General features: G+C 61.8%; 19 protein-coding genes. 7 read left to right on the top strand and 12 right to left on the bottom strand.

Translation table 11 applies throughout. The features are described from left to right. Window positions 1-21: 21 nt before the first annotated feature. From U9R80_RS03410 to rplU, 5 genes are all read right to left on the bottom strand, one after another. The gene (locus U9R80_RS03410; RefSeq protein WP_301842518.1) at window positions 22-480 is read right to left on the bottom strand and encodes a CreA family protein; all 459 of its coding nucleotides are present in this window, start codon (window positions 478-480) and stop codon (window positions 22-24) included. A gap of 10 nt (window positions 481-490) precedes the next feature. Further along, window positions 491-1,609, bottom strand: coding sequence for a glutamate 5-kinase (gene proB / locus U9R80_RS03405; protein WP_301842519.1), 1,119 nt, complete (start codon window positions 1,607-1,609; stop codon window positions 491-493). Between the two features lie 75 nt (window positions 1,610-1,684). Then, complete coding sequence (gene cgtA / locus U9R80_RS03400; protein WP_301842523.1) at window positions 1,685-2,908, bottom strand: Obg family GTPase CgtA; 1,224 nt, start codon at window positions 2,906-2,908, stop codon at window positions 1,685-1,687. Between the two features lie 193 nt (window positions 2,909-3,101). Next, a complete protein-coding gene (rpmA, locus tag U9R80_RS03395) occupies window positions 3,102-3,359 on the bottom strand; it encodes a 50S ribosomal protein L27 (protein WP_010225698.1) in 258 nt (85 codons plus the stop codon). 32 nt (window positions 3,360-3,391) lie between these two features. Beyond that, window positions 3,392-3,703: a 50S ribosomal protein L21 gene (rplU, locus tag U9R80_RS03390; protein WP_038614793.1), complete on the bottom strand. Its 312-nt coding sequence runs from the start codon at window positions 3,701-3,703 to the stop codon at window positions 3,392-3,394. A gap of 251 nt (window positions 3,704-3,954) precedes the next feature. Between rplU and U9R80_RS03385 the strand changes: the two genes are divergently transcribed. The 3 genes from U9R80_RS03385 (at window position 3,955) to U9R80_RS03375 (ending at window position 5,747) form a co-directional block, all read left to right on the top strand. Continuing rightward, entirely contained in the window at window positions 3,955-4,923 is a 969-nt protein-coding gene (locus tag U9R80_RS03385; protein ID WP_301842534.1) for a polyprenyl synthetase family protein, read from the top strand. Between the two features lie 100 nt (window positions 4,924-5,023). Then, window positions 5,024-5,365: a zinc ribbon domain-containing protein YjdM gene (locus U9R80_RS03380; protein ID WP_028944048.1), complete on the top strand. Its 342-nt coding sequence runs from the start codon at window positions 5,024-5,026 to the stop codon at window positions 5,363-5,365. Between the two features lie 133 nt (window positions 5,366-5,498). Beyond that, entirely contained in the window at window positions 5,499-5,747 is a 249-nt protein-coding gene (locus tag U9R80_RS03375; protein ID WP_028944047.1) for a PA4570 family protein, read from the top strand. A gap of 64 nt (window positions 5,748-5,811) precedes the next feature. Here the strand turns inward: U9R80_RS03375 and U9R80_RS03370 are convergent, their stop codons facing one another. From U9R80_RS03370 to U9R80_RS03350, 5 genes are all read right to left on the bottom strand, one after another. After that, entirely contained in the window at window positions 5,812-6,429 is a 618-nt protein-coding gene (locus U9R80_RS03370; protein WP_301842537.1) for an FKBP-type peptidyl-prolyl cis-trans isomerase, read from the bottom strand. An 86-nt stretch (window positions 6,430-6,515) separates the two neighbouring features. Further along, window positions 6,516-6,821, bottom strand: coding sequence for a DUF6482 family protein (locus U9R80_RS03365; protein ID WP_301842538.1), 306 nt, complete (start codon window positions 6,819-6,821; stop codon window positions 6,516-6,518). Window positions 6,822-6,955: 134 nt separating this feature from the next. Next, the gene (locus U9R80_RS03360; RefSeq protein ID WP_028944044.1) at window positions 6,956-7,444 is read right to left on the bottom strand and encodes a TIGR00645 family protein; all 489 of its coding nucleotides are present in this window, start codon (window positions 7,442-7,444) and stop codon (window positions 6,956-6,958) included. A 101-nt stretch (window positions 7,445-7,545) separates the two neighbouring features. After that, window positions 7,546-7,887, bottom strand: a complete 342-nt coding sequence (locus tag U9R80_RS03355; protein WP_028944043.1) for a PA4575 family protein — start codon at window positions 7,885-7,887, stop codon at window positions 7,546-7,548. Between the two features lie 159 nt (window positions 7,888-8,046). Beyond that, entirely contained in the window at window positions 8,047-10,485 is a 2,439-nt protein-coding gene (locus tag U9R80_RS03350; RefSeq protein WP_301842541.1) for a Lon protease family protein, read from the bottom strand. 279 nt (window positions 10,486-10,764) lie between these two features. Between U9R80_RS03350 and U9R80_RS03345 the strand changes: the two genes are divergently transcribed. The 4 genes from U9R80_RS03345 (at window position 10,765) to U9R80_RS03330 (ending at window position 14,251) form a co-directional block, all read left to right on the top strand. Then, on the top strand, window positions 10,765-11,253 hold the full coding sequence (locus tag U9R80_RS03345) for a DUF3015 domain-containing protein (RefSeq protein WP_301842546.1): 489 nt from the start codon (window positions 10,765-10,767) through the stop codon (window positions 11,251-11,253). Between the two features lie 76 nt (window positions 11,254-11,329). After that, window positions 11,330-13,183: an Lnb N-terminal periplasmic domain-containing protein gene (locus U9R80_RS03340; protein WP_301842548.1), complete on the top strand. Its 1,854-nt coding sequence runs from the start codon at window positions 11,330-11,332 to the stop codon at window positions 13,181-13,183. Window positions 13,184-13,330: 147 nt separating this feature from the next. Next, window positions 13,331-13,687, top strand: a complete 357-nt coding sequence (locus tag U9R80_RS03335) for a hypothetical protein (protein ID WP_301842550.1) — start codon at window positions 13,331-13,333, stop codon at window positions 13,685-13,687. Window positions 13,688-13,753: 66 nt separating this feature from the next. Further along, the gene (locus tag U9R80_RS03330; protein WP_301842552.1) at window positions 13,754-14,251 is read left to right on the top strand and encodes a GreA/GreB family elongation factor; all 498 of its coding nucleotides are present in this window, start codon (window positions 13,754-13,756) and stop codon (window positions 14,249-14,251) included. Here the strand turns inward: U9R80_RS03330 and gdhA are convergent. Together gdhA and ettA are read right to left on the bottom strand one after the other, a co-directional pair. Next, a complete protein-coding gene (gdhA, locus tag U9R80_RS03325; RefSeq protein WP_301842555.1) occupies window positions 14,248-15,585 on the bottom strand; it encodes an NADP-specific glutamate dehydrogenase in 1,338 nt (445 codons plus the stop codon). The two genes, U9R80_RS03330 and gdhA, sit on opposite strands and share 4 nt — an antisense overlap. Window positions 15,586-15,830: 245 nt before the next feature. Next, window positions 15,831-17,495 carry an energy-dependent translational throttle protein EttA gene (ettA, locus tag U9R80_RS03320; RefSeq protein WP_301842556.1) on the bottom strand — a complete coding sequence of 555 codons (1,665 nt, stop codon included), beginning with the start codon at window positions 17,493-17,495 and terminating at the stop codon, window positions 15,831-15,833. Between the last annotated feature and the right edge of the window lie 114 nt (window positions 17,496-17,609).

Below are 17,609 nucleotides of genomic sequence, written 5' to 3'. Positions count from 1 at the left end.
AGCGGTCTTGCCCCGCGAGGATTACTGCTGGGGCCAGGGCAAGATCGGAATCGCCGTCACCGCGTTCTGCGGGCTACCTTCGATCAGCCGGTCCGAGTACACCAGGTAGACCAGGGTATTGCGCTTCTTGTCCAGGAAGCGCACCACCTGCATGGTCTTGAACACCAGCGAGGTGCGCTCCTTGAACACCTCGTCACCGTCCTTGAGCTGCTCCTTGAAGCGAATCGGCCCTACCTGGCGACAGGCAATGGAGGCTTCGGCACGGTCCTCGGCCAGGCCCAGGCCGCCCTTCACACCGCCCGTCTTGGCACGGGACAGGTAGCAGGTCACACCCTCGACTTTCGGGTCGTCGAAAGCCTCGACGACGATGCGATCGTTCGGCCCGACGAATTTGAACACGGTCGATACCTGACCGATTTCTTCGGCCGCCGCCACTGCCGGCAATGCCAGCAACGCCGCTGCAACTATCCCTTTGAACACGGTTGTTTCCTCAGACCAGAATCAGGTTGTCGCGATGAACCAGCTCAGGCTCGGCGATGTAGCCCAGCAGGCTCTCGATGGCCTCGGAAGACTGGCCGATGATCTTCTGTGCTTCCAGGGCGCTGTAGTTGGCCAGGCCGCGGGCGACTTCCATACCGTCCGGACCGACACAGACGACCATCTCGCCACGGCGGAAACTCCCCTGCACGGTTTTGACGCCGACCGGCAGCAGGCTCTTGTTGGCCTGGCGCAGGGCTTGAACGGCACCGGCATCGAGCACCAGGGTGCCACGGGTCTGCAGGTGCCCGGCCAGCCACTGCTTGCGCGCAGCGAGCATGCCGCGCTCCGGCGACAGCAAGGTGCCCAGGCGCTCGCCAGCCTTGAGGCGATCGAGCACGCGCTCCAGGCGACCACCGACGATGATGGTGTGGGCACCGGAACGGGCCGCCAGGCGCGCAGCGCGCAGCTTGGTCTGCATGCCGCCACGGCCCAGCGCGCCACCGGTACCGCCAGCGACCGCATCCAGGCTCGGATCGTCGGCGCGGGCTTCATAGATCAGTTGGGCATCGGGGTTGTTGCGCGGGTCGGCGTCGAACATGCCGTCGCGGTCCGTGAGGATCACCAGCAGGTCGGCTTCGACCAGGTTGGCCACCAGGGCCGCCAGGGTGTCGTTATCACCGAAACGGATCTCGTCGGTCACCACGGTGTCGTTTTCGTTGATCACCGGCACCACGCCCAGCTCCACCAGCGTGCGCAGGGTACTGCGCGCGTTGAGGTAGCGCTTGCGGTCCGACAGGTCGTCGTGGGTCAGGAGAATCTGCGCAGTGTGCTTGTCGTGCTCGGCGAAGCTCGACTCCCAGGCCTGGACCAGGCCCATCTGGCCAATCGAGGCCGCCGCTTGCAGCTCATTCATGGCACTGGGTCGCTTGGACCAGCCCAGCCGGCTCATCCCGGCGGCAACCGCCCCGGACGATACCAGCACCAATTCGACACCCGCCTCATGCAACGCCACCATCTGCTCGACCCAGACGCCCATGGCCGTGCGATCGAGGCCTTTGCCATCTGCTGTCAGCAGGGCACTGCCGATCTTCACTACCCAGCGCTGCGCACCCGTCACCTTGCTCCGCATCTTCTTCCAACCTATAGAGATCTTTAGATACTAAAACGCCGCTCCAGAGAGCGGCGTTTAGTGTACTGCAACGAATCAGTCGCGCACGTAAATGATTTCCGGACCGTCTTCGTCGTCATCATCCCAGTCGTCGTCATCGTCGTCGCCGATGTCGTGAACGCTCTTCACGCCGCTGCGGCGCAGGGCACGGGCATCGTCCAGGGCTTGCAGCTGGGCACGGGCTTCGTCTTCGATGCGCTGATCCAGGTCAGCCAGCTCTTCGGCGTAGGCCGGGTCGTTGGCCAGGCGATCGGCACGGTCTTCGAGGTAGCGCATGATGTCGCGGCTGAGCTGCTCGGTGCCCTGCTTGGAGATGGCCGAGATCACATAGACCGGACCGTCCCACTGCAGGCGCTCGACCACTTCCTTGACCCGCTCGTCACGCTCGTCGTCCATCAGCATGTCGGTCTTGTTCAGTACCAGCCAGCGGTCACGCTCGGCCAGCGACGGGCTGAAGCGGGTCAGCTCGTTGACGATCACTTCGGCGGCATCGGCGCTGCTGCTTTCATCCAGCGGCGCGAGGTCGACGAGGTGCAGCAACAGGCGGGTACGGGCCAGGTGCTTGAGGAAGCGGATACCCAGGCCGGCACCGTCGGAGGCGCCTTCGATCAGGCCGGGAATGTCGGCAATGACGAAGCTTTTCCAGCGGTCGACGCTGACCACGCCCAGGTTCGGCACCAGGGTGGTGAACGGGTAGTCGGCGACTTTCGGCTTGGCGGCCGAGACCGAGCGGATGAAGGTACTCTTGCCGGCGTTCGGCAAGCCCAGCAGGCCAACGTCGGCCAGCACTTTCATTTCCAGCTTCAGGTCACGCTGCTCACCGGGCTTGCCCGGAGTGGTCTGGCGTGGCGCACGGTTGGTACTGGATTTGAAACGGGTGTTGCCCAGGCCGTGCCAGCCGCCCTGGACCACCATCAGTTTCTGGCCCGGCTTGACCAGGTCGCCGATGACTTCCTGGGTGGCGGAGTCGATCACGGTGGTACCGACCGGCACGCGCAGGATCAGGTCGTCGCCCTTCTTCCCGGTGCAGTCGGTGCTGCCGCCATTGGAGCCGCGCTGGGCCTCGAAATGACGGGTGTAGCGGTAGTCGACCAGGGTGTTGAGGTTTTCGTCGGCAACCATGAACACCGAGCCGCCGTCGCCACCGTCACCGCCGTTGGGACCGCCGTTCTCGATGAATTTTTCGCGGCGGAAGCTCATGCAACCGTTACCGCCATCACCGGCTTTGACCCGGATCGATACTTCGTCAACAAACTTCATAAAAACCGCCTCTCGTCAGCTGGACGAGCTGAGTGACACAAAGACATAAGGCTCTTGCAAAAGTGAGCGCGGCGGCCCCCGTCAACGACCGAAACACCAGCGCCGGCAGCCCATACAAACAGCTTTGCAAGAGACTCACCCCACAAACGAAAAAGCCCCGTCGCGAGACAGGGCTTTTCCAGCGTTCGCGCGATTACTCGGCGACAACGCTCACGTAACGACGACCGAAGGCGCCTTTTACTTCAAACTTGATCTTACCCGCGATCTTGGCGAACAGGGTGTGATCCTTGCCCATGCCAACGCCGTAGCCAGCGTGGAATTGGGTGCCGCGCTGACGGACGATGATGTTGCCAGGAATGATAGCCTGGCCGCCATACATCTTCACGCCAAGGCGTTTGGCTTCTGAGTCGCGACCGTTACGGGTACTACCACCAGCTTTTTTGTGTGCCATGGTTCAATTCTCCAGAAATGGGATTTAGGCGATTACGCCGAAATACCGGTGATCTTGATTTCGGTGAACCACTGGCGGTGGCCCATACGCTTCATGTGGTGCTTACGGCGGCGGAACTTGATGATGCGCACTTTGTCGTGACGACCTTGCGAGATCACTTCAGCAACAACCTTTGCACCAGCAACGACTGGAGCGCCGATGTTCACGTCGTCGCCATTGGCAACCAACAGAACGCGGTCGAAAGTCACGGATTCGCCAGTGGCGACTTCCAGTTTTTCGATTTTCAGGTATTCACCTTCGGCGACTTTGTACTGCTTGCCACCGGTAACAATTACTGCGTACATGGTATTTCTCCGATAATCCTGCTCACCCAGCTCTTTATAGGAAGAGTATTGGCTGGCATGGCTGCATAGGGCTGGAACGGCCCAGTGCAATTGCGTAAGGCAGGTGCTGCCCAGGAAGTTCAGGGTGCGCGATTGTACGCAAGCCGCCGGCCCCTTGCAAGTCCCGACCCCGGCCCGCCGGGACCGCGCCTTGACAGGCCGGGACCCGCGACCTAGCATGCCGCGCAACCTTTATGGAGCACCTGTGGCCGATGCAACCCCAAGCTTTCTACCGCGCGGTAGCGGACGACTTCAGCGCCGTTGACGAGATTATCAAGAAACAGCTGACTTCGCGTGTACCGCTGGTATCGAAAATCGGCGACTACATTACTTCGGCCGGCGGCAAGCGCCTGCGTCCTCTGCTGGTGCTGCTGTGCGGCAAGGCACTGGGCCGCGAAGGCGACGACCTGCGCCTGCTGGCCGCCACCATCGAGTTCCTGCACACCGCCACCCTGCTGCACGACGACGTGGTCGACATGTCGGGCATGCGCCGTGGTCGCTCCACCGCCAATGCCCTGTGGGGCAATGCGCCGAGCGTACTGGTCGGTGATTTCCTTTATTCGCGCTCGTTCGAGATGATGGTCGAACTGGGCTCGATGCCGGTCATGCAGATCCTCTCCAAGGCCACCCGGGTCATCGCCGAAGGCGAAGTCCTGCAGCTGTCCAAGGTCCGCGACGCCAGCACCACCGAAGAAGTCTACATGGACGTCATCCGTGGCAAGACCGCGATGCTGTTCGAGGCCTCGACCCACAGCGCCGCGGCCCTGGCCCAGGCCACCGCCGAGCAGAGCGAAGCCCTGCGCACCTTCGGCGATCACCTTGGCGTGGCGTTCCAATTGGTCGACGACCTGCTCGACTACAAGGGCGATGCACAGACCCTGGGCAAGAACGTCGGTGACGACCTGGCCGAGGGCAAGCCAACCCTGCCGCTGATCTACACCATGCGCGAAGGCACTGCCGAACAGGCCGCACTGGTTCGCCAGGCGATCCAGAAAGGCGGTATCGAGGACCTGGAAAGCATCCGCGCTGCGGTCGAAGCCTCCGGTTCCCTCGACTACACCGCACAACTGGCCCGTGACTACGTGGCCCGCGCCATCGCCTGCCTGGATGTACTGCCAGCCAGCGAATACCGCGACGCCCTGGTGGAACTGAGCGAATTCGCTGTCGCCCGTACCCACTGAGCCCGCCCTGTGGCCCATCGCTCGATGGGCCCGACTCACCTCTGACGGACAAAACCCTATACAATGTAGGCTTTGTACCTGTACGTCTTGAGGAACCCTAGTGAGCACTTTGCCACCCTGCCCTAAATGCAACTCCGAATACACCTACGAAGACGGCACCCAGCTGATCTGCCCCGAGTGCGCACACGAGTGGTCTGCCGCCGGTGACGCCGAAGCAGTGAGCGACGAAGCGGTCAAGAAGGATTCGGTAGGCAACGTCCTGCAGGACGGCGACACCATCACCGTGATCAAGGACCTGAAGGTCAAAGGCACGTCGCTGGTGGTCAAGGTCGGCACCAAGGTCAAGAACATCCGCCTGTGCGATGGCGACCATGACATCGACTGCAAGATCGACGGCATCGGTCCGATGAAGCTCAAGTCGGAGTTCGTCCGCAAGGTCTGACCCCAGTGGTTTCGGGGCTGGCCACCAGCCTCGAAGCACGGCGCAAGCACATGCCGGCAATTTTCTGCCAATAGACACTTGCTATTTTGATAATAAGAATTATTCTCATTGGACGCTTCCAAGGAGAATAGCCATGACTTATCTGATAGACGCCTGGCTTGACCGCCCCCATCCGTACCTGCGCATCCTGCACCGGGAGACCGGCGAGGTCTGTGCCGTGCTTGAAGAAGAAGCACTGGACGAACTTCGCGACCAGGGTGACCTGGATCTCAATGGTTTGAATTCGAGCGAGCCGATCGTGCTCAAGGAGCTGGTGAGGAACCTGTTCCTGTTCTGCTATGCCCGGGCGTTGCGCCCTGGGGGTGGGACTGAGTGGAACTGATACAAGCATCGCGGGGCAAGCCCGCTCCTACAGGTAGGAGCAGGAGTTGCCCCGCGATCAGGTGTTACAGGACGTCCAGCAGCTCGACGTCGAATACCAGAACGCTGTGCGGCGGGATGCTGCCAACGCCCTGAGCGCCGTAGGCCAGCTCGCTCGGAACGTACAGGCGCCATTTGCTGCCGGCGTTCATCAGTTGCAGGGCTTCGGTCCAGCCGGCAATCACGCCGCTGACCGGGAACTCGGCTGGCTGGCCACGATCGTAGGAGCTGTCGAACACAGTGCCGTCGATCAGGGTGCCGTGGTAGTGGGTGCGAACGCTGTCGTCGCGGCTTGGCTTAGCGCCTTCACCAGCGGTCAGCACTTCAAACTGCAGGCCCGATGCCAGGGTGGTGATGCCGTCACGCTTGGCGTTCTCGGCCAGGAAGGCTTTGCCTTCGCCAGCAGCCGCTTCGGCTTTGGCAGCGGCTTCGGCCTGCATGATTTCACGAATGACCTGGAAGCTGGCCGACAGGTCTGCTTCGCTGACGCGGCTGTCCTGGCCGTTGAAGGCGTCGGTCAGGCCGGCCAGGATGGCTTCCAGGCTCACGCCCGGTGGCGGGTTGTCACGCAGTTGGCCACCCAGTTGACGGCCGATGCCGTAGCTGACGCGGGTTTCGTCGGTAGACAGGTTGATTTCGGACATTTGCTTGCTCCGCAGCAGGGCGCACGACAACTGCGCCCTTTATGAAAAGGGCGAGCAGCCTAGCACACTGCGGCAAAGCAGATCAGCTACCAGGCGGAACGACGGGGCATCGGTATTTTCAGGTCGCCGTCGCCGGTGACGTCTCCCCCGCACATCTCATCGTCCATCGACCAATGCACCAGGTGCAGCGGCACAGCAGGCAAGCCATTGAGCAGGCGCTGCGCATCAACTACGGAATGGACTTTAAGGCGCTCGCCGTGGGTATCCGACAGCGGATGGGCGTGGCCTTTTACGCGGGCTTCGAGAATGTAATCCCCGCCTTCGATGGCGATCAGGTTGAGCTCTTCGACATGACCGGCCCTGGCCTCGGTGTTCAGTTGTTGAAGGTTCATTGCGATACCTCATGACTGGCACTTCGGGTGACCGTTCATTTTTCGTACAGCACGGCGCAAAGCACAAGGCAAAAACGCAACCGCCCGTCCGTTTTGCAACGGACGGGCGGTCGAGTACTGCGCCGAGCGAGTGATCAGTGCTTGGTCAGCTTGTCCAGATACCCCATGGCGAAGGCCGATACCACGAAGGTCATGTGGATGATCACGTACCACATCAGGTACTGGGTCTCGATGTTGCGTGCGTCCATGAACACCCGCAGCAAGTGAATCGAGGAAATCGCCACGATGGAGGCTGCGACTTTCATCTTCAGCGAAGAAGAATCCATCTTGCCCAGCCAGTTGAGCTTTTCCTTGTCCTCGTCGATGTCCAGCTGCGAGACGAAGTTCTCGTAGCCCGAGATCATCACCATCACCAACAGACCTCCCACCAGGGCCATGTCGATCAGCGACAGCAGCACCAGGATCAGGTCGGCTTCGGCCAGGGCGAAGACGTTGGGCAGGACGTGGAAGATCTCCTGGAAGAACTTCAGTGCCAGCGCCAGCAGGCCCAACGACAGACCAAAATAAATCGGGGCGAGCAGCCAGCGCGAGGCATACATCGCATTTTCGATAATACGTTCCATTGAAAACTCGTCAGGTGGCCAAAAAGCGAGCGCGAGTATAACAGCCAGCCATGACAGAAAAAGCCCGTGGCATGCTGCCACAGGCATGGCGCGCAGGCGGCTCAGGTTTCCGGATGGAACTGGAAGTCGCCGACGTGATGGACCCGCTCACCATTGATCCGGCGTAGCTGGGCTTGCAGGTGTACACACCAGATCTGCGGGTCGTCGGCCACCTGATAACCGTGCAAGGTCAGGCTGTCGACAATGGCGCTGAGGACCGATTCGGCCACGAAAGGCCCATGAAACGGCCCTTGGGCCTTGATAGCTGAAGGTTGCTCGCCAGCCATGCCGGCGGCAAACAGGAGGGTCCACATGCCGTTGTCGCCGGCCAGTGGGCGGATGCTGCATTCAATGCGGGTCACCAGGCCCAGGCATTGGCGGGTGAGGCTGAGGTTGCGCGGCATGGCGACGTCCCTCGGTAAACCCTTGTTCAGCCCTGCGGACAAGGCTGTTTCGATCCTTTAGCGACTACGGTCCCTGTTTATCAGGATAGAAGAATTCCGATACTGCGTGGGAAAACCGGCGCCGAGCGGTCAGACCCGCTGCGGCGCCGATTATTTGACTCAGGTCGGCTTGACCTGGGCCAAGGCTTGCTCGGCCTGCTCCTTCTCGGCTTCCTTGAGGTCCTCCTCGCTGATCATTTCAGCGATCACGCGCAGGCGCTCCACCACCCGGGCGTTGACGCTGCCCTCGGGGAACTCGCCCTCGGCATCGGGCTCACCGGCCGGCTCGCCTACCAGCAGGCTCAGCGCTTCGTCGGCCTGGCTGACCGCATAGACGTGGAACATGCCCGCGCGCACCGCCTGCAGTACCCGCTCGTCGAGCATCAGCGTGGCGACGTTGGCCCTGGGGATGATCGCGCCCTGCTCACCGGTCAGGCCGCGTGCCTCGCACAAGCGGAAGAACCCTTCGATCTTCTCGTTGACCCCTCCCACCGCCTGTACTTCACCGAACTGGTTGATCGATCCGGTGATGGCAAAGCACTGCTTGAGCGGGGTTTTCGACAAGGCCGAGATCAATGTGCAGGCCTCACCCAGCGACGCACTGTCGCCATCCACGTAACCGTAGGACTGCTCCAGGGCGATACTCGCCGAGATCGCCAGCGGGAACTCCTGGGCGTAGCGACTGCCCAGGTAACCGGTAAGGATCATCACCCCCTTGGAGTGGATCGGCTGACCAAGGTTGACCTCACGCTCGATATCGACGATGCCGCTGCCGCCGGGATAGACCGTGGCAGAAATCCGCGCAGGGATACCGAAGGCCGAGTCGCCGACTTCCAGCACGGTCAGACCGTTGCACTTGCCAACCGCTGCGCCTTCGGTGTCGATCAGGATGATGCCGGCCAGCATGTCGTCGAGGATGCGCGCCGACACCCGCCCGGTTCGCGTGGCCTTGGCCTTGAGCGCCCGCTCGATGTGCCCGGCATCGGTCATCTCATCGTTGGCCAGGTGACGGATGAAGTCCGCCTCGCTGACCAGCTGGAACAGATCACCGATACGTGCCGACAGGCGCCCTTGATGTTCGGCCAGGCGTGCGCTGTAGGTCGCCAGGCGGGCAACCGCATCGGCGCTCAGCGGCGCCATGCCCTCCTCGCTGGTACGAGTCTTGAGCAACTGGGCGAACTGCTCCAGGCTCTCGTCGACCATGGGGATGTCTTCGTCGAAGTCCACCAGTACCCGGAACATTTCCTGGAAGTCTGGATCATGGTCCTGCAGCGCGTAGTACAGCTGGCGCGAGCCGATGATCACCACCTTGATGTTCAGCGGAATCATCTGCGGGTTGAGGGTAACAGTGGCCAGGCGACCATATTCACCCAGCGGCGACTCCATCTTCAGCTTGCGCGACTGCAGCGCACGCTTGAGTGCGTCCCAGACGAAAGGCTCGCCCAGCATCTTCTCTGCTTCAAGAATCAGGAAACCGCCATTGGCGCGGTGCAAGGCACCTGGGCGCAGTTGCCGGTAGGTGGTGTACAACGCGCCCTGGTCGGTGCTGTATTCGATACGGCCGAACAGGTTGTCGTAGGTGGGGTGCGGCTCGAATACCACAGGCGCGCCGCCACTGGCGTGATGACCGACCACCAGGCTCGGTGCGTACTGTTCTTCAAGCAGCTTGCGCGCCTGGGCATCGGTCTTGCTGTCATCGACCAGTTGCTCGACCACCGTGCGCAGCAGGTACACCTGCATGGCTTGCAGGTAGGCGCACACGGCAGCATTTTCCGCGTACTTCTCCGACAGCGGCGCCAACAGCGGCCCAAGCGCCAGGGTGATGGTTTCCTCATTGAGCTGACGCAGCTGATTGTTCGACTCGCGCTTCCACTGCGGAAGGCTCGCCAGCTCCTCGTTGAGGCGCTCCTCGAGGGCCGCGATGTCTTCATGGAAGCGTTCGCGCTCGGCTTCCGGCAACTGGGCAAACTCCGCCTCGTCCAGCGCCTTGCCGTCGGCCATGGGGGTAAACGCGACGTTGCTGCTGTCACGGTAAAGGGCCACGTCCTTTTCCAGCGAGGCGCGCTCGATCACATCCAGGGCACGGTCGTAACGCTGATTGAAGCCGCGGTCGATGGCGCTTTTTTTCTGCTGGTAGGACGGGTGCTCGAAGACTGCCGGGAAGGTGGCCAGCAGGTTGTCGATCAGGCCACCGATATCGCTGATGAACGCGCCGGCACTGCCGGCTGGCAACTCCAGGGCACGCGGCTCGCGGGGCTCGTCGAAGTTATTGACGTAGACCCAGTCCGACGGCGTGTGCAGGCGCTTGCCTTCGGCCTTGAGGTAACGTTTTACGAAAGAGAAACGCCCGGTGCCGGGCTCACCCATGACAAACACGTTGTAGCCGGGACGTGGCATGGCGACGCCGAATTGCAAGGCTTCGACCGCACGTTCCTGGCCTAGCACACCGCGAAAAGGCTCCAGATCATTGGTGGTGGAAAAAGCGAACTGTTCGGCGGAAAACGGCCGGGTCAGGGCTTCAGGCGCAAGACGCAGACTCGCAGCGACAGGATCGGGCATCGGGCTTCCTTACTTCGGCGGGGCAGATGACGGCATTCTGGCGCCGCCTGCCCGCGCCTTGCAAGGCTCATCGGAACAATATGTCGCAGGGTCGAAAAGCCGCGTTACGTCAATGTTTCAAGCCAATTATTCGCAATAAATCACGGAACCCTTAGATCGTGCCTAAACTCCATAACTGCGCGGCTGGGTAAACAACCGACCCGCCCCTGGCAAGCGCTCCCAAGGCCACGCCAGACAACCCTGACCTTTGGTATGTACGACTAGAAAGAGAACAACGCTATGAAACGGATTCTTCTGGGTACTTTGTTCACCGCGGTTTCCCTCAACGCCATGGCCCAGGCGCCAGGCGGACCGGACTGCGGCTGGGGTAACATGCTGTTCGAGGGCCAACGCGGCACACCGGCCCACTTCCTCGCTTCCACCACCAACGGCACGTCTGGCAACGCCACCTTCGGCATGACCTCGGGCACCAACGGCTGCTCGACCAACGCGGCACTGACCTACGGCGGCAAATCCTGGTTTGCCATGAACGGCATGATGAACGAGCTCTCCGAAGACATGGCCAAGGGCCAGGGCGAAGCCCTGACCACCTATGCCGTGGTGCTCGGTGTAGCCCCGGAAGACCGCGCCCACTTCGCGGCCGTCACCCACCAGCACTTCCAGGAAATCTTCAAGACGGCGGATGTGACCGCCGAAGATGTCCACTCCAACACCCTGGCCATTCTCAAAAGCGATCCACGCCTGGCCAAGTACGCGACCCAGGCTTAAGCTCGGCCACCCGCCCCATTACCGGGGCGGGTTGTTTTCCGCCTCTATCGGCATCATTCAGACTTAGTTGCCCGACATGCTCAAACGCCTTGCCTACCTGGCGCTCTGTGCCTGCGCCCCGCTGCATGCTGCCCCCTCGTTCGATGACGCGCGCCTTGCGCAACTGGCTGCCGACCGTTACTGGATCGCCCTGGGTCACTATGAAACCGCCAAGCTCGGCGGCTGGCGCAGCTACGTCGATGACCGACGTTTCTTCCTCGCCGAAGACGGCGCCCACCATCCGGACCAGGAACTGCGCGCCACGCTCAAGGCGCTCTACGCACCGGCCAACCTCGGCAACCAGCATGCGCAGTGCGTATTCCCGGCACGCACCCGCTGGCTGCGCGAGCAACTCCAGCTCGATGACCTGCCAGCGCCAGACTGCAAGGACTACCGCCAATGGTTCACGGATGTGTCGCCGCACAGCGCGGTGATGATCTTCCCGGCGGCCTACCTCAACAGCCCCTCCTCGATGTTCGGCCATACCCTGCTGCGTATCGACCAGGCCGATGTGCAGAGCAACGAGACGGCCCTGCTCAGCTACGCGATCAACTTCGGCGCCTACATCGAAGGCAACGACAACAGCATTCTCTATGCCTGGAAGGGCCTGATGGGCGGCTACCCCGGCCTGTTCGCCCTGGTGCCCTACCAGGAAAAACTCTCCGAGTACCGCAGCCTGGAAAACCGCGACCTGTGGGAATACCGGCTGAACCTGACCCCCGAAGAAACCGGGCGCATGGTCGAGCACATCTGGGAACTCAAGCAGATCCAGTTCGATTACTTCTTCTTCGACGAGAACTGCTCCTACCGCCTGCTTGAATTGTTGCAGGTGGCTCGCCCGAGCCTGGACCTCACCTCGCAGTTCCCGCTGACAGCCATCCCTACCGACACCGTCAAGGCCGTCAAGCAGTCGGGCCTGGTGGAGCGCATCGACTATCGTCCGTCCCGCGAACGCGAGCTGCTGGAGCGGGCCAAGCCGCTGGATGTCGAAGAACAGCAGCAAGTGCTGGCGGTCAGCGCCGACACCGCCCAACTGCAGAGCGCCGAGTTCACTGCCCTGCCCCGCGAGCGCCAGGCGCTGATCCAGGACGCGGCGTACCGCCTGGAGCGCTACCGCGCCAACGGCCAGGAGCGTGATCCGGCGCGCACCCAACGCAGTTTTGAGCTGCTGCGGGCGATCAACCGCAATCCGGCGCCCGAGCTGGACATCGAACGCCCTGGCCTGCCCGAAGACGGCCACGAATCACGCACCTGGCAGCTTGGCGTGGGCACCCGCGAAGACCGCGCCTTCGCCGAGTACGGCCTGCGCATGGCCTACCACGACCTCAACGACAATGCCTACGGCTTCCCCCTGGGCGCGCAGATCGAAATCCTGCAGCTCAAGGTGCGCCAGTACGAGAACAACGACTGGCAGGTGCAGCGCCTGGACCTGGCGACGATCCGCTCGCTGACGCCACGCAATGCCTTGCTGCAACCCTGGTCGTGGCAAGTCACCGGGGGCCTTGAGCGTGTGCTGGGCAAGCATGAGGACGATGTACTGGTCAGCCACGTCAACGGCGGCGCAGGCGGTACCTGGCAACTGGCCGACGACATGCTCGGCTTTGCCCTGGGCACCGTGCGGGTGGAGCACAACAATGACTTCGCCGAGTTCATTGCCCCGGCCGCCGGTTTCAATACCGGCCTGTTGTGGCGCAACCCACTGGGGAACATGACGCTCGAAGCCAAGGGCGACTACTTCACCAACGGCGAAGTACGCCGCACCCTGAGCCTGAACCAGCAATGGGAGCTGTCACAGAACCTGGGACTGCGCCTGAGCGCCAAGCGCGAGTTCAGCCAGCTGTCGACGGCGCAGAATGAGGTGATGCTGGAACTGAAGTGGTATCACTATTGATTCATTAGATCGCGGGGCAAGCCCGCTCCTACAGGCTCTGTAGGAGCGGGCTTGCCCCGCGAAGCTTTTGCATCGCCTTCACACCGTTTTGACACCCCACCAACAACACCCCACCTAGACTTTCCCCGGCAAGCGGAGAGTCTGACTATGTGGCGGTACGGGGTAATGATGGCGTTGGCGATATGGCTCGCAGGTTGCCAATCGACCCATGAGCAATTGATCGACCAGGGTTATCCGCCGGCCTATGCCGACGGCTTTCAGGACGGCTGCAGCAGTGGTCGCCAGGCCGCCGGGGTGATGGCCGGGGACTTTCGCAAGGACGTGCCGCGCTACCTGCACAATCCTCAGTACGAAAGCGGTTGGGACGACGGCTTTCGCCAGTGCCACGCCCTCCAGGAAAACCAGGACCTGCAGGACTACCGCGCCCGTCACTGGGATGAGCGCGATGAGCAGTGGCAGCAAGAGAAAGACCGCGACGCCGCGCGTGCATACCGACGCCCGTAGGTCGCAAACAGACAGTCAATGAAACCGCCAACCTGTCAGCATGGTCTCCTCTGAAAGGAGGCCATCATGAGCCGAGCATTCGTCAACGAAGACCAGGCCGCTACCCAGGCCGACCAGCCGGTGGAGCGCCGCGTCAGCGAGCAACCCAACTATGTCACCGCCCAGGGCCTGGCTCAGCTGCAGCAACGGCTCGGCGAACTCAAGGCCTTGCGCAGCGAGCTGCAAGCCCAGGGTGAGCACGTCGACAAACAACGCCTGGCCGACACCGAGCGCGACCTGCGCTATTTCAACGCGCGCGTACAGAGCGCCCAGGTGGTACCCAAGGCAACGGCTGAAGACAAAGTGCAGATAGGGAGTCGGGTGACGTACGTCGATGAACACAACCAGCAACACCGGGTGCAGCTGGTCGGCGAAGACCAGGCCGATGCTGCGCATGGCCTGATCAACTGGGGTTCACCACTGGGCCGGGCACTGCTGGGCGCAGCCCCCGGTGATGAAGTGTTATGGCGACGACCGGCCGGGGATCAACAGATCGAGATCGTCGCCATCACACCCGAGGCTTAGACCACGCCCTGGGCCAGCATGGCGTCGGCGACCTTGACGAAGCCGGCGATGTTGGCGCCCTTGACGTAGTTGATACGGCCGTTTTCTTCACCGTAGTGCACGCAAGCGTGGTGGATCGACTGCATGATCGCGTGCAGCTTGCTGTCCACTTCACCGGCAGTCCACAGCAGACGCATGGCGTTCTGCGACATCTCCAGGCCACTGACCGCAACGCCGCCGGCGTTCGAGGCCTTGCCCGGTGCGAAGAGGATGCCGGCCTCGATGAAGATATCCACAGCATCGAGGGTGGTTGGCATGTTGGCGCCTTCAGCCACGCAGATGCAGCCATTGCGCAGCAAGGTACGGGCGTCTTCGCCATTGAGTTCGTTCTGGGTGGCGCACGGCAGGGCGATGTCGCACGGCAGGCTCCAAGGCGTCTGGCCTTTGCGGAACTCCAGACCGAAACGCTCGGCCAGTTCGCTGATGCGGCCACGCTTGACGTTCTTGAGCTCCATCAGCGCATCCCACTGCTCGTCGGTCAGGCCGGCTTCGCAGTACAGGGTGCCTTCAGAGTCGGACAGCGAGATCACCTTACCGCCCAGGTCCATGACCTTGCGCGCGGCATACTGGGCCACGTTGCCGGAACCGGAGACCGCCACGCGACGACCATCGATGCGCAGGTCCTGGCGCTTGAGCATTTCTTCGGCGAAGTACACGCAGCCGTAGCCGGTGGCTTCTGGGCGGATCAGACTGCCGCCGTAGGTCATGCCCTTGCCGGTCAGTACCGAGGTGAACTGGTTGGCCAGACGCTTGTATTGGCCGAACATGAAGCCGATCTCGCGGGCGCCCACGCCGATGTCACCGGCCGGCACGTCGAGGTCAGCGCCGATGTGGCGGTACAGCTCGCTCATGAAGGCCTGGCAGAAGCGCATGACTTCAGCGTCGCTCTTGCCCTTCGGATCGAAGTCCGAACCGCCTTTACCGCCGCCCATGGGCAGCGAGGTGAGGGAGTTCTTGAACACCTGTTCAAAGGCCAGGAACTTGAGCACGCCCAGGTTCACCGACGGGTGGAAGCGCAGGCCGCCCTTGTACGGGCCAATGGCGCTGCTCATCTGGATACGGTAGCCGCGGTTGACCTGGACCTTGCCGGCATCATCGACCCACGACACACGGAACAGGATCGCCCGCTCAGGCTCGACCATGCGCTCGAGGACGCCGGCCTGCAGGTAATGAGGGTTGGCTTCAAGGAAAGGCCAGAGGCTGCGCAGCACTTCTTCCACGGCCTGATGGAATTCAGGTTGGGCTGGGTCGCGTTGCTTTAGACGAGAGAGGAAGTCTTCGACGGATTCAGACATGAGACATTTCACCAGATAGAGTGGGACTTATTTATTTTTTCGGAACTTTACCAAGAACCAGTCGCACCGCAACAGGGCGGAATGTCGTTTTTATGAAATTAAATGGTGCGTTTGTATAAGTGTATACACTTTGTTCGCCAAGCAACCCCGCCCCACATCCTGTAGGAGCGGGCTTGCCCCGCGAAAAAAAACGCTAAAAAAAAAACGGGGCCCGAAGGCCCCGTTTTTGTGCAAACCGGTAAAGGTTATGCCAGTTTTTTGTGCCGTACCCGATGCGGCTGGGCAGCGGCTTCGCCGAGGCGCTTCTTGCGATCGGCTTCGTACTCGGTGTAGTTGCCCTCGAAGAACACGGCTTGCGAGTCGTCTTCGTACGCCAGGATGTGGGTGGCCACACGGTCAAGGAACCAGCGATCGTGAGAGATCACGATGGCGGCGCCCGGGAAGTCCAGCAGGGCTTCCTCCAGCGAACGCAGGGTTTCAACGTCCAGGTCGTTGGACGGTTCGTCGAGCAGCAGGACGTTGCCGCCTTCCTTGAGGGTCAGGGCCAGGTGCAGACGGCCACGCTCACCACCGGAGAGGTCCTTGACGAACTTCTGCTGATCGCCGCCCTTGAAGTTGAAGCGACCCACGTAGGTACGCGACGGAATCTCGTAGGTGCCGATACGCAGTTGGTCGGAACCGTCGGAGATCTGCTGGAACACGGTCTTGCTGCCGTCCAGGTCCTCGCGGCTCTGGTCGACGCACGCCAGTTGCACGGTTTCACCGATTTCGATGGTGCCCGAATCTGGCTGTTCCTTGCCCATGAGCATACGGAACAGGGTCGATTTACCGGCACCGTTACCACCAATCACGCCAACAATGGCGCCTTTTGGCATGCTGAAAGACAGGTTGTCGATCAGGACGCGATCGCCGTAGCCCTTGGTGACGTTCTTGAATTCGATGACCTTGTCACCCAGGCGTGGGCCTGCCGGGATGTAGATCTCGTTGGTCTCGCTGCGCTTCTGGAATTCCTGCGACTGCATTTCTTCAAAGCGTTGCAGACGGGCCTTGGATTTGGACTGACGTGCCTTGGCGCCTTTGCGCACCCACTCCAGTTCTTCCTTCATGGCCTTTTCATGGGCCGACTGCTGCTTGGATTCCTGGGCCAGTCGATCAGACTTGGCTTCCAGCCAACCCGAGTAGTTACCTTCGTACGGAATACCGGCGCCGCGGTCGAGTTCGAGGATCCAGCCCGCAACGTTGTCCAGGAAGTAACGGTCGTGGGTAATCGCGACCACGGTACCCGGGAAGTCGTGGAGGAAATGTTCCAGCCAGGCGACAGAGTCGGCGTCCAGGTGGTTGGTCGGTTCATCGAGCAGCAGCATGTCGGGGGCCGACAGCAGCAGGCGGCACAGGGCCACGCGACGCTTTTCACCACCGGACAGGTGCTCGACCTTCGCGTCCCAGGCCGGCAGGCGCAGGGCGTCGGCCGCCACTTCCAGCTGGCGCTCCAGGTTATGACCATCGCTGGCCTGCAGAATGGCTTCGAGCTTGGCCTGTTCGGCGGCCAGCTTGTCGAAGTCGGCATCCGGCTCGGCGTAGGCCGCGTAGACCTCGTCCAGACGCGCCTGGGCGTTCTTGATCACGCTGACCGCTTCCTCGACCACTTCACGTACGGTCTTGGTCGGGTCCAGTTGCGGTTCCTGTGGCAGGTAGCCGATGTTCAGGTCTGGCATCGGGCGGGCTTCGCCGTCGAACTCTTTGTCGACACCGGCCATGATCTTGAGCAGGGTGGATTTACCCGAGCCGTTCAGGCCAAGCACGCCGATCTTGGCGCCTGGGAAAAACGACAGGGAGATGTTCTTCAAAATTTCCCGCTTCGGTGGGACAACTTTGCCCAGCCGATGCATGGTAAAGACGTATTGAGCCATGGAAAAACCTAGCGTCAGAGACGAAAAAATGAGTACGAAACAGATGAGGGGAGCCGCAGCCCCCAGGAAAGGGCCAAAGCTACCGTAATGCGCCTGGTTGGGCAAACCGCCGAC

Origin of the sequence: Pseudomonas sp. JQ170C (assembly GCF_035581345.1) — a bacterium.
Taxonomy (GTDB): domain Bacteria; phylum Pseudomonadota; class Gammaproteobacteria; order Pseudomonadales; family Pseudomonadaceae; genus Aquipseudomonas.
Note: the sequence above shows the minus strand (reverse complement) of the source record. Positions and strands in the feature narration are given on the sequence as shown.